The sequence below is a fragment of the Chryseosolibacter histidinae genome, from assembly GCF_018598225.1.
Lineage (GTDB): Bacteria > Bacteroidota > Bacteroidia > Cytophagales > Cyclobacteriaceae > Chryseosolibacter > Chryseosolibacter histidini.
The window spans coordinates 35,453-48,667 of the sequence record NZ_JAHESF010000023.1 but is presented as its reverse complement, the minus strand read 5'-3'; the positions used below and the strand labels follow the sequence as shown (position 1 = coordinate 48,667).

Annotated in this window: 4 protein-coding genes; all 4 read right to left on the bottom strand. The window is 54.5% G+C overall.

The features are described 5' to 3' along the window. Positions 1-28 precede the first annotated feature (28 nt). The gene (locus tag KK083_RS20350; protein WP_254167059.1) at positions 29-7,537 is read right to left on the bottom strand and encodes a beta strand repeat-containing protein; all 7,509 of its coding nucleotides are present in this window, start codon (positions 7,535-7,537) and stop codon (positions 29-31) included. Between the two features lie 690 nt (positions 7,538-8,227). After that, a complete protein-coding gene (locus KK083_RS20345) occupies positions 8,228-8,524 on the bottom strand; it encodes a hypothetical protein (RefSeq protein ID WP_254167057.1) in 297 nt (98 codons plus the stop codon). A 368-nt stretch (positions 8,525-8,892) separates the two neighbouring features. Next, a complete protein-coding gene (locus tag KK083_RS20340; RefSeq protein WP_254167055.1) occupies positions 8,893-12,042 on the bottom strand; it encodes an efflux RND transporter permease subunit in 3,150 nt (1,049 codons plus the stop codon). A gap of 32 nt (positions 12,043-12,074) precedes the next feature. Further along, entirely contained in the window at positions 12,075-13,205 is a 1,131-nt protein-coding gene (locus KK083_RS20335) for an efflux RND transporter periplasmic adaptor subunit (RefSeq protein ID WP_254167053.1), read from the bottom strand. Between the last annotated feature and the right edge of the window lie 10 nt (positions 13,206-13,215).

Genomic DNA, 13,215 nt, shown 5'->3' with positions numbered 1-13,215 from the left:
TATGGTTAGATTTTTTTGGTCCATGATCTTAACATCCTCCGTCCACGATGGTGATCTTTTTGACGATCACGCAACCGCTGTCGGGATGTGTAACGGTAAGGGTATAGGTTCCGGGATTTGTCACCACGGTTTCAGGCTCGGTGCTTTCGAAACCTCCAGGCCCTTCCCATTTGTAGGTGGCGCCGGGCGTATCCGAATTTCCCATCAGGATCACGATGCCGACACCGCACGTGATCTCGCCATCATACGTAGCCGTGACTCCTTGTGGCTCGTCCATGTTCCGCGCCACCGTGACAGATTCGCTGTCGGTGCAACCGCCGGGTGTAAGAATGGTCACCGTATAAGTTCCCGGCACGGTGATGTTGTTGGGATTCTCCACGGTTGACGTGTAGTTCTGCGGCCCTGTCCAGCTATAGGTTACCGGCGCGCCAGAAGAGCCACCGTCCAGGCTCACCGATGGCGTGCGACAGCTGATCACACCGCTCACGCTGGCAGAAGCCGTCGGCGTAGTGAGGGTCTGCGAGATGGAACGGCTGCCAACACCCTGGCATCCATTGGCGCCTGTCACTGTAAGCGTGTAAGTGCCGGGAACAGTTACCTGGATGTTCTGCGTGTTCACATCAAGTCCCGTGGTGCTTGTCCAGCGGTACGATGCGCCTGCCGAAGGATTGGAGCTTCCCAACAGTCGCACAGGACTCACAAAGCAGGTGAGCTGTGTGCCATCAGGGTTGGCGATGGATACTTGCGGCAGTGTCTTGTCTTCCGTAACGGTCACGGACACAGGCGCCGCGCTGCAGTTGTTCGAGGCATCGGTCACCGTCAGCGTGTAGGTGCCGGGTATGTTTGTGGTGAAGCTGGGAGCCGGCGAAGTAAAGGTGCCGGGGCCAGTCCAACTGTAGCTAACATTGGCTGTGGTTGACGTTCCCTTGATGGTTGTGCCGGGCGTTGTGCAGTTCAGCATGTTCAGCGCTGTGGCAGTCACGCCCTGGGGCGCGGTGTTGCTTTGCGTGACCGTTACCTCAGCCGTAGCCTTACATCCATTCGAAGTGGTTGTTACGGTGAGTACATAGATGCCTGGCAATGTGGCCGTGGGATTCTGTACAGATCGCGTGTAGCCTTCCGGGCCGGTCCACGCGTAGCTCACGCCTGTCGTAGAAGATGCGCCGTTCAGCGTCACCACATTATTAGCACAGTTCAGCATGCCAGGGGGAGCGATGGTAGCCGTTACGTTGGTCGGCACCACTTTATTGGATATCACCGAAGTGCTGGCCTGAGACGTGCATCCGTTGGCCGGATCCGTAGCAGTAACCGTGTAGGTCCCTCCCACCGAAGTGTTCGGAGCCTGCTCATTGGAAGCGAAGCCCTCGGGACCACTCCAGGCGTATGACGCATTGGGAACCGAAGTCGCGCCAAGCGTAGCCGAAGGCACATCACAGGTTACCGTTGCTGCCGGAGAAACCGTCACGCCCGGAGGGGTCTTGTTCTCAACGGTTGTAGCTGACGCGGTAGACGTACAACCATTGGCCAGGCTGGTGACGGTCACTGTATACGTTCCTGGAACGCTGGTCACAGGATGCTGCAGCGGAGAGGTAAAACTTTGTGGGCCGCTCCATTGATATGATACGCCGGTGGCAGGCATCGCGTTCAGGGTCACGCTGTTCACCACGCAGGTAAAGACACCCGTCACTGACGCTGTAGCAACCGGCGCGGTTTTATTTTCTGTCGCGGTCACATTGGCCGTAGACTGACAACCCGTAGCAGTAATGGTCACTGTAACGGTATAGGTACCCGCCGTCTTGGTGGTAGCGGTGGCCGATGCCGGGTTGGTGATCGTGCCCGGGCCGGTCCACGCGTAGGTAGCGTCATTAACAGGCGTTACACTCAATGTAGCGAAAGAAGCGGGGCTACAGGTGATCTGGCCCGTTGCCGTAGCGTTCGCACCGGGAAGTATTTTATTCTCCGTCACCGTTACGTTTGCCGTAGACTGACATGACGTGGCGGTATTGGTGACCGTAACGGTATAGGTACCCGCTGTTTTGGTGGTGGCTGTGGCCGATGTCGGATTCGTGATCGTACCAGGGCCGGTCCACACATAGGCAGCACCGGTAACTGGTGTAACACTCAGCGTGGCAAAAGAAGCCGGGTCACAGGTGATCTGACCGGTTACCGAAGCATTCGCGCCGGGAAGTGTTTTGTTCTCCGTCACCGTCACGTTTGCCGTTGATTGGCAGCCTGTAGACGTATTGGTCACTGTAACGGTATAGGTACCCGCCGTTTTGGTAGTGGCTGTGGCCGATGTCGGATTGGTGATCGTGCCAGGACCAGTCCATGCATAGATGGCACCTGTAACAGGGGTAACACTCAGTGTAGCGAAAGAGGCCGGGTTGCAGGTGATCTGACCGGTTACCGAAGCGCCGGCGCCGGGCGGCGTATTGTTCAGTGCAACCACCACATCTTTTGTGGCCTCGCATCCTGTAGAGAGATCGGTCACTTTTACGGTGTATGTGCCTGCGGTGCTTACCGTGGCTGTAGCGGATGTCGGGTTGGTGATCGCCCCGGGACCACTCCATGAATAGGTTACACCGGATGTATTTGAATTACTGACAAGGTCAACACTCAGAACACTGCAGGTAATGCTGCCACTGGCGGAAGCGGTGACATCGGGAAGTGTATTATTTTGATATACAGTCACGGGCGTTACGGCAAAACATCCGTTCACAGGATTGGTCACCTTCACGCTATAATTTCCGGGCGTGGTTACGGTAAGGCCTGTCGATGACAACGTAGAGCCATCGGGCCGGGTCCAGAGGTAGTTCACACCGGAGGCAGGTGATGATGCCGCCGTCAATGTGAGCGAGGTACGCGTGCACGTGAGCACATCCGGAGTACCGACGCTGACGATGGGCGCCACCTTGTCTTCGCTCACCACCACACTGGCAGTGGCACCGGAAAGGCATCCGCCGCTGCCGGATACCGTCAGGTTATAGATTCCTCCTGCCGTTACATTCACCGATGCCCCGGTATAGCTTGTGTTACCAGGCCCGGTCCATGTGTAGGTGGTCCCGGCCAGCACCGGTGTGGCCGATAGCGTTGCCGTTGTGTTGGTACAGGTAACCGGGCCACTCACCGAAGTACTGACGGTAGAGGAGCCCGCTTCCACCTTCAACACCCTGATATTGTCGAAATGAAAGATCTCGTTGTTACCTGTATTATAAGAGCGGATGATGATCTGCACCGTGCTTCCGCTGAGAATACCGGTGGAGGCTGTAAGGCCATTCAGTGCAAGCTTGCCGGCAAAGGAGCCGTTGGTCGTGAAAGGTGTCTCCACACCGCCATTGAGCTTGTAGTATATTTTTACATAGTCGTAGTCGAAGCAGTCGGTGCCGCAGTCGGTCTCATCATTCAGCGATCCCTCCCCTGTTACGTCTACCTTGAGCTGCACCTGTCCATGCGCCGTGATGCCGATCTGCTGCGAGGTCCACACCACCTCACCCCGGGTTGTTTTCACGGTCAGGTTGCCGCCGCGCACTTCCTGGTAATAGGGTGTACCCGTTTCATCAGAGTAGGCGCTGAGGTTAACGGTATGGATCTTCGAGTTATCCACGCTCCAGGCCGTGGCGCCGTTCTCAGACGTGGTTCCGTCCGTCAGCTCGTCGAATGTTTCGTTCCACACGGCGGTGGTAGTGCCATCGCTGTAGCCCGCTGTAAAAGAAGCCATGCTGGTACACGCATTCGCGGGATTGGTTGCCGTTACGGTATAAGTGCCGGCGCTGTTCACCGAAGCCGTGGCTGTTGTGCCATTCGTGATCGTGCCGGGGCCGGTCCATGCATAGGTAACTCCGGCAACGGAGGTGTAAGCCGTGAGGTTCACCGTGGACGCGCCTCCGCTGCAGCTGAAATTATTACCGATGATGCTTACGTCAGGCGGCGTTTTGCTTCCGGTGACAGTAACAGTCTGTGTGGCCTGGCAGCCATTGGCCGATACCACAACGGTATAATTACCAGGCATTGTCACCGTCGGGTTCTGCTGATTGATGGTAGTGCCATCGGGCCTGATCCAGTAATAGATTGCGCCCGTAGCAGTAGAAGAGGCCGATAATTGTACCGAAGCATTCGTACAGGAGATCGCCCCGTTGACAGCTGTGGTGATCACCCCGAGCGGAGAAGGTTTTCCGTTCAGCTTCACGTTATCAAAATAATACAGCTCCGTTGTGTTCGAGTTCCTGACCCTGATCACCACCTGCAGCGTGGAGCCGTTCAGCGGTGCAGTGGAAGTATACGTGTATGACTGTGCTGTATTGTTGTTGTCATTCAGCCCGCCGAAGTTCTGGTAGGCGAGCACTTCGGCACCGCCGTTCAGCTTGTAGTATACCCGGATGTAGTCATCTTCTTCGAGGTAGTCGTTCGTGCTCGTGGTTCCGCTTTTCAGGAGCGCGGAGATGATCACATCGCTTTTCGCGGAAATATCAACCACGCCCGAGAGCCATACGCCTTCGTTGGCCGAAGCAAAAGATGCCTTGAACTCGTTGTTCTGAACAGAGAATGTACCCGCGGCATTCTGCAACGACCAGCTTGTGGCGCCGTTGTCAACCGTAGTGCCGTTGCTGAAAGTGAAGTCCTCCACCCAGAAGTCTGTCGCGGTGCCCGATCCCGTGCTGGTGGTCACGGTCACCGATTGTGAATTGGTGCATCCGTTGGCCGGATTGGTAATGGTCACGGTATAAGTTCCCGGGGTCGATACCGTAGGACTGCCGGATGTCGATGTGAATCCACCCGGTCCTGTCCAGCTATAGCTGACGTTGCTCACGGTTGAGCTGGCTGACACGGTACCGCTGGTGGCACAGGTAAGCGTTGCTCCTGTTGCCGTGAGCTGGGGTGCCGTTTTATTTTCGGTTACCGTAACAGAAGCTGTTGCAGCACATCCACCTTGCGAAGCGGTAACGGTGTATTGCCCTCCGGCAGTCACCACCGGGTTCTGTTGCACCGAGGTAAATCCATTCGGACCTGTCCAGCTGTAGCTCAGTCCCGAAACAGAGCCGGTCGCCGTGAGGGTGGCATCGGCATTGGTACAGGTAATGGATCGCGATGCCGCAGCCGAAACGGTGAACGAAGAGGAGATCGACGTTCCTGTAACTTTTACATTATCAAAATAATAGAATTCATCAGTCCCCGTAGCCCGCGCCTTCACGATCACCTGCAGGCTGGTGCCGCTGAGCGACCCGATGGAAACAGTGGTATTGGTGGTGCTGTGATTGTTGACGTTACCGAGGTTTTCGCTGAACAACACTTCCGAGCCACCGTTGAGCTTGTAATAGATCCTCAGGTAGTCAAGGTAGGTGCCGCTTGTATTCATGTTCACACCACTGCTGCGTGTACCCACCGAGATGGTGACGTTGGCCTTGTTCGAGATATCGATCGTGCCGGAGGTCCATACCGCCTGGGAGCTGGTGCCGGCGCCGAACATTTTAAATTCGTTGTTGGTCACGGAAAAAGTACCCGAGCCGGATGAAGTCCAGGGCGTGGTTCCGGTGTCGGAAGTTGCGCCGTTGGTTGGGAAGTCCTCCAGCCAGAGCGTTGAAGTAGTGGCAGCGGATGTGACCTGCGCCGTGGCCGTGCTGGTACAACCGTTGGCGGGGTTGGTCACCGTAAGGGTATAAGTTCCTGCAACACTTACAACAGGATTCTGTGCATTGGATGAAAAGTTACCGGGACCCGTCCAGCCGTAATTAACATTGGAGGTACCCGAGCTGCCGTTGAGCGTAACAGAAGATCCGCATGAAAGCGATCCTGTCACGGAGGCAGAAGCTCCCGGTGCTGTGATGTCCTGGCTCACCGTCACAGAAGCCGTGCCCGAACATCCGGAGCTGTTGGCAACGGTAAGCGTATACGTTCCGGGCGTGGTAACCGTGGGGTTCTGCGCCGTGGATGAAAAACCGCCAGGGCCTGTCCAGCTGTAAGTGGCATTGGATATGTTCGCACTTCCGGAAAGTTGCCGCGACGTATTGGCGCAGGTAAGCGTGCCATTCACACCTGCGGTCGCTGTCACCGTCTGGCTGGTACCCGTCAGCCTCACATTATCGAAATAATAGAATTCGTCTGTTCCCGAGGCCCTTGCCCTGATAATGATCTGCAAGGTAGCGCCGTTGAATGTTCCCGCGGTGACGGTATTTACGCCGCTGATATTCCCGAACTGCTCATTGAACATCACCTCTGTGCCACCATTCAGCTTGTAGTACACACGAAGGTAATCGTAGTAGTCTCCCGTGCTGTTCAGTTCACCACTGCTTCGCGTATCTACGGCGATGCTCACATTGGTCCTGCCTGAAATATCGATAACACCCGATGTCCAGACACCTTGTCCGCCGGTGCCGATACCGGATACCCTAAACTCGTTGGATTGCACTGAAAATGTTCCTGAACCTGAATTGGTAGAAGTCCAGCTGGTGGTACCAGTATCGCCGGTTGTGCCATTACCAAAGGAGAAGTCTTCAAGCCAGAAGGTGGTAGCGTTTCCGGATGAACTTACGGTTACTTGTTGCTGGCTTGTGCAACCGTTGGCCGAGCTGGTAACGGTTACCGTATACGTGCCCGCCGTGCTTGCCACCGGGTTTTGGGATTGAGAACTGAAATTGTTCGGTCCGCTCCAGCTGTAACTAACCCCTGATGTCGAAGAGCTCGCCGTGAGCGTAACCGTTGAAGCACAGGCCAGCGATCCTCCCGTTGCCGTAACACCTGGGGCCGTTTTGTTTTCTGTGAGGGTAACAGAAGCTGTACCGGTACCCGACGAGCTTGTACCTGTAACGGTGTAGGTGCCCGCAGCGGTAACAGTGCCAGGGTTTTGCGATGTGGATGAAAAGCCATTCGGGCCTGTCCAGGTATAAGTCACCCCTGAAGCGGTTGAGCTTGCCGACAAGGTAGCCGAAGGGTTGCTGCAGGTAAGCACAGTCCTGTTGGTCGAAGCCGAAACAGAGATCGAGCCCGAGCATGGTCCCGCTTCTTTAAAAACACGATACTCCTCTATATGGTACTTCGAGGTCTGTGATCCGCCGTTATTATAATTATAGAGCTTGACGATCAGCTGAACATTACTCCCCGTAAGCTCCGGCGAGATAAAGTCAATGGTTCCGAAGTTACCGGTTCGCTCATCCCACAGCACCTCACTGCCTCCGTCGATCTTATAATAGAGTTTCGCGTACTCGCTACTGTTCATGTCACCTTCTGAATGAACCTTCACCGCCACCTTGAAGTTGGCGTACCCGGCAGTTGAATACACATTGGATCGCCAGATCCCCACACCGCCCAGGTCTTCGGCGTGGATACGGCTGGATTTCACAGCAAAGTATACCCGTGAAGAAGGAACCCCCGAAGCATCAAGGGTCCATCCGATAGCGGTATTGCTAGAAGTGGTACCATCAGCCAGCCCCTGGAAGGTGCCCGATATGATCGGACAGGCCGGGGTCGACAACGGGGTGGCCAGTGCCTCATTCAGGCTTGCCAGTAAGAGCAGTACAATTAAAAGATGTGAAGGGGCCTTCATACCCACACTCCTTATAATAAGGGGGAAGCAAGTTTTAAAACCGGTAAAAATTCGCATAGGATTTTAAACTTAGGTTAACGATAAATACAACCGGACAAAGGTGGGAGTATTGCCGGCAGGAATGATCAACCGGGGGGCCAACAAAAGGTCTACTGGTAACCGGGCGCTGGTTACAAAAGATGCCCTCACAACGGGCAAAAAATGACAAAATGTTTGTAGTCCGGAGAAGCCAGGCAGTGCACTGGTCAGTGCAATTGCACTAAAGGGAGATCTGAACTTTTATCGTGGAGATGAAATACATTTTTGAGGGGTCGGTTTGTAGAATCGGCGGCTTCATGTGATGAATGGCGGCGATCGGCGTTGCACCACGAACTTGTTTACCTATTGTTACCCTGGTAAAAGTTTTCTCCTTCAGAAATAAAATTAATTATTGCAACGGATTTGGCAGGAGGGTTTGTAGACGGCAAATGATCCTGCCCATAGACATCCAAGCCAACATAGCCGATAGTCCCCAGCAATGGGGACTATTTTTTTTGCCACGGGTTAAAACCGGTGGCAATTTAAACCGGTGGCGATTGAACGGTTCATCCGGATGGGTGTGCGCAAGTAACCTCCGGGGTGACAGTTTTTCCCGAACAAAGGAACCGCCCCAGTGTGCTGTGGTGTCCGGGTCATGCCGGAAATGATCCGTCAGGCTCTTCTCATAATGCCGAACAGGAACAGGTCTACAGCCTGATCGATCATGCGGAAAAAGAACGGCTCATCGCGGTTATCCATCACCAGGTCTTCGGTGATCCGGTTGATGATGCCTATCAGGACGCCGGCTACCTCATCGAGCAGGTCCCATGCAAAGTCCCTGATCTCGCCGCGTTCCATGCCCGCGGATAAAATAGCCACGATCTGATGCCTCCCGTAGAGTACGGGATACCCGGGCGGGTGATGAAAAAACTCTTTTAATTCGTTTTCAACTGTTCTGTGCTGGACCATGCTTCGAAAAGTTTTTAGAACCCATCTAGTAAAAAAAGCGCTACAGCAACCCGATTCCCCCTCTCATCTTTCGAGCCACCATAGCGCCATATCAGTTGGTCGCCGGTAACCCATTGATGCTACCCGGCGCGAGTTTGTCTTTCAAAAATGATGAATGTTTGTGGTTCGGTCCATTGATCGCGGTTAATAAAACCTTGTCTTCTTCACATGCCAGCCCTCTTAGATCCATGAACGTTTTGCACTCCATTTTATTTTAAATTGGTTATCGGTATTCGGTGAGACGGTAACCGGTAATCGGTATTCGGTAACCGGTATTCGGTTTGGAGAGCCCTCCTATTTCAACTGATTACCGATTACCTGATTACTGATTACTGATTACTGATTTCAGCTGTCTTAACCTTATTACGGTAAGCGATCTTCGTCACCAGCACAAAAAGTACGGGCACCACAAAGATGGCCAGTGAGCTCGCCGCCACCATACCGCCTGCTACCGTCCACCCGATGGTTTTGCGTGCCTCCGCGCCGGCTCCCGCCGAAAACGCCAGGGGCATTACACCGAGAATGAATGCCAGCGACGTCATGATAATGGGACGCAAACGCAGCTGCACAGCCTCCAACGTGGCGGCTACGATCTCCATGCCCCGGTCAACGCGCTCCTTGGCAAACTCCACGATCAGGATCGCGTTCTTGGCCGCAAGCCCGATCAGCGTGATCAGCCCGATCTGCGCATAGATGTTATTGGTCAGACCTGGCAGGAACGTCAATGTAAGAATGGAACCAAAGGCACCGATCGGCACAGCAAACAGCACGGAGAACGGCACAGACCAGCTTTCATAAAGCGCGGCCAGGAACAGGAACACAAACACGATGGAGATAGCAAAGATCAGTCCAGTACTGTTACCCGCCTTGATCTCCTCACGGCTCATGCCACCGAACTCATAGCTGTATCCTACAGGCAACACCTGCGCGGCAACCTCTTCCAGCGCCTTGATGGCCTGTCCACTGCTGTAGCCCGGTTTGGCCACACCCATGATCTCGGCTGAGCGATAGATGTTATAATGCGATACCACGGCAGGTGTCTCGATCAGCTTGGTGGTGATGAGCGCACTCAAGGGTACCATGTTGCCGGCGCTGTTACGCACGCGGTACTTGCCGATGTCGCTGATGTCTTTTCTGAACACCGTATCGGCCTGCGACACCACGCGGAAGTTACGTCCGTAGATGTTGAAGTCGTTGATGTAGCTGCTGCCCAGCAGGGTCGACAGTGTGCTGTAAGCATCGGCTACTGAAACACCCAGCTTCTTCGCTTTTTCTTTATCGAGGTCCACATGGTAGCTTGGCGTGCGCGAAGAGAAGAATGAGTACGCCATGGCGATCTCAGGACGCTGGTTTACAGCTCCCAGGAACTTGCGCATCGTTTCTTCGAACTTCTTGATATCGTCTGTGCTCGTGGTCTGCTGCAGCTGGAACGTGAATCCCGATGACTGCCCCAGGCCGGGGATGGCCGGCGGCGCGATCACAAGGATGCGTGCTTCCTTGATATCGGCAGTACGCTTCTGGATCTCCGCCATGATCGCCGGAACACTTTCCGTCTTCAGGTCGCGGTCATTCCAGTGCTTCAGGTTCACGAACACCGTTCCCACGTTAGACTTGTTGGAGAACGTCAGGATGTTCAACCCCGCAAGGCCACCTACTACGTTCACCGCGCGGATGGACTGGATCCGTTTCTGAAGCTCGAGCTGCAGGTCGATGTTGCGCGCCGTAGAAGTACCTTCCGGCATCTCATACGCCACATACATCCTCTTCTCATCTTCTGTAGGAATGAATCCCGTAGGCTTGTTCTTGAACATGAAGGCCAGCCCCACAAAGAGGCACACCATCATTACCAGCACATAGGGAGTTTTCTTGATCCAGGTGTTCACACCACGGGTATAAGATCCTGTTACACGGCCGAACCAGTGGTTGAAGCGATCGAAGAATTTATCGAGCACGTTTTTCTTTGCACTTCCATCGGAAGGTTTCAACAGCAGCATGCTCAACGCCGGTGTAAGTGAGAGGGCAACGAATGCCGAGATCATCACAGACACCGCAATAGTGATGGCGAACTGCTGATACAACTTTCCTACGATACCGGGCACAAAACCTACCGGCACGAACACCGCAGCCAGAATGAGCGCGATGGCAATTACCGGCGCAGAGATCTCTTTCATGGCCCTGATGGTAGCATCCTTGGCGGAGAGCTTGTAATGGTCCATGTTGTGCTGGATCGCTTCCACCACCACGATGGCGTCATCCACCACGATACCGATGGCCAACACAAAGGCAAAGAGCGTCAGCGTATTGATGGTAAACCCGAACGGTATGAAGAAAATGAACGTACCGATCAGCGACACCGGGATGGCCAGCACAGGAATGAGCGTAGCCCGCCAGTTTTGTAAAAACAGGAACACCACCAGCACCACCAGGATGAGGGCCTCCACCAGCGTTTCCACCACTTCTTCGATGGAGATCTGCACTACGGAAGTCGTTTCCAGCGGAACGAGGTAATCTACATCTTTCGGAAAGCTCTTCTTCAATTCCGTCAGCGTCTTCATCACACCTTCATTGGTCTCGAGGGCGTTGGCACCCGGGGCCAGGTACAGCAGCATGAACGCGCTGGGCTTGCCCATCACAAACGGGTGGTTGCCATAGCTGAACTTGGCCAGCTCCACACGCGCAATATCCTTCAGGTATACCAGGTTGCCTTGCGCGGGATTGGTGCGCACCACGATGTTCTCGAAATCCTCTACCTTGTTGATCCGGCTGTTAGTAAGTACGTTGTATTCGAAGGCTTGCAAACGGGGCTGCGGCGTTCCACCTACTGACCCGGCAGCCATCTGCAGGTTCTGCTCTGAAAGCGCAGCGTTCACTTCCGCCGGTGTGATGCCGAGGCTGGCCAGCTTCTCAGGGTTGAGCCAGATCCGCATACCGAAGTCGTCGCCAACGGAGGTGATATCACCCACGCCCTTCACCCGCAGCAATGCGTCTTTCAGGTAGACGTTGGCAAAGTTGCCGAGGAAAGTGGCGTCGTGTGTGCCGTTCGGCGAATACAATCCCAGCGCCAGGAAGATGGAGGGGTTACGTTTCCGTACCGTCAGCCCGAGGCGCTTCACGATCTCCGGCAGCGCAGGCTCGGCAACGCTCACGCGGTTCTGAACGTCGAGCGTGGCAATATTGATATCTGTTCCGATATCGAATGTAACGGTGATGGCGCTCACACCACTGCTCGTGCTGTTGCTGGACATGTAGGCCATGCCCGGCGTACCGTTCACCTGGGCTTCGATGGCCGTGGTGGTGGTCTGCTCTACTGTCTGCGCATCCGCACCGATATAATTTCCGGTAACGGTCACCGTAGGCGGCGTAATATCCGGGTATTGCGAGATGGGCAATATCACCATCGCAATCACACCCACCAGTACAATCACCAGCGAGGTGACGATGGCTGTGACCGGTCTCTTTATAAATACATCTGCTATCATTGTTCTCTCTTAAATTGTGATCTGCTCTTATCTCATTTGTTTGCTGCAACGGGGGCGGCAGCGGGTTTAGCTACGTTGATCGCCGATCCCTCACGCAGGTTCTGAATACCTTCCGTGATGATGGTCTCCCCTTCCTTCAGGCCGTCTTTGATAATGATGTTACGTCCTACCTGTTTGCCGAGCACTACCTTGCGCTGTGTTGCTTTGGCGCTGTCTACCATGTATACGAAGAATTCTCCCAGCTGCTCATTCACGGCTTTGTACGGGATCACCACCGAGCGTTGTGTTTTTGACACCACTTGCAGGGTGCCGCTCATGCCAGCGCGCAGTGTATGCTGCGGGTTGGGAAACTCCAGGCGCATTTTGATGGTACCGGTCTGCGGATCAACGGCGCGGTCGATCACACTGATCTTTCCAGGCTGGGGATACAACTGGTCTCTGAACGCAAGACGGAAAGTGGAATCGTTCTTCGAAGGTTTGTTCGAGGCCAGCAACTGCGTAAACCGGTAGATCTCCTGCTGGTCAACGGTGATGTCTACCGCTACAGGATCGTCTGATGAAATGGTATTCAGCACGGTCTGTCCCGGAGAAACCGATGCACCCAGCTTCACGAGCGAGATACCAATGGTTCCATTGAAAGGTGCTACTATCGTGGAGTAACGCACATTGGTCTGCACGGCCCTGACGGTGGCCTTCGCGGCTTCCACCTGCTGTTGTGCGGCGGCGAAAGTAGCTTCGGCATAATCCACCTGTTGCTTCGCGATAGCATCCTGCCTGTCGAGCTCGCGGTAACGTTCAACGTCTTTTTTTGCTTTCTCCAGGTTGGCTTCCTGCACCGACAGGTTGGCGAGGGCTTGTTTATAAGTAGCCTCGGTCTGCTGCTGGTCGATGGAGTACAATGCCTGGCCTTTCTGCACCTTGTCTCCCTCTTTGAAATGGATACCGGTGATGTAGCCGCTCACCTGCGGGCGAAGCTCTACTTCGTTCAGTGCCTTGACAATGGCGGGATACTCATCATAGTAAGCGGCATCCGATGTGGTGACCTGGTGAACTGCCACATTAACCGGAGGTGGCCCCTGCATGGCGCGCTGGTCGCTCTTTCCGCAGGCAACCGCCACCAGCAATATGATTATAGAATAAGAAGATACATTTTTCAGTGACATATAATGTTGG

Excerpts from the sequence above, each read along its gene's own strand:
- KK083_RS20350 (WP_254167059.1), bottom strand. The coding sequence starts at position 7,537 with ATGAAGGCCCCTTCACATCTTTTAATTGTACTGCTCTTACTGGCAAGC.
- KK083_RS20345 (WP_254167057.1), bottom strand. The coding sequence starts at position 8,524 with ATGGTCCAGCACAGAACAGTTGAAAACGAATTAAAAGAGTTTTTTCAT.
- KK083_RS20340 (WP_254167055.1), bottom strand. The coding sequence starts at position 12,042 with ATGATAGCAGATGTATTTATAAAGAGACCGGTCACAGCCATCGTCACC.
- KK083_RS20335 (WP_254167053.1), bottom strand. The coding sequence starts at position 13,205 with ATGTCACTGAAAAATGTATCTTCTTATTCTATAATCATATTGCTGGTG.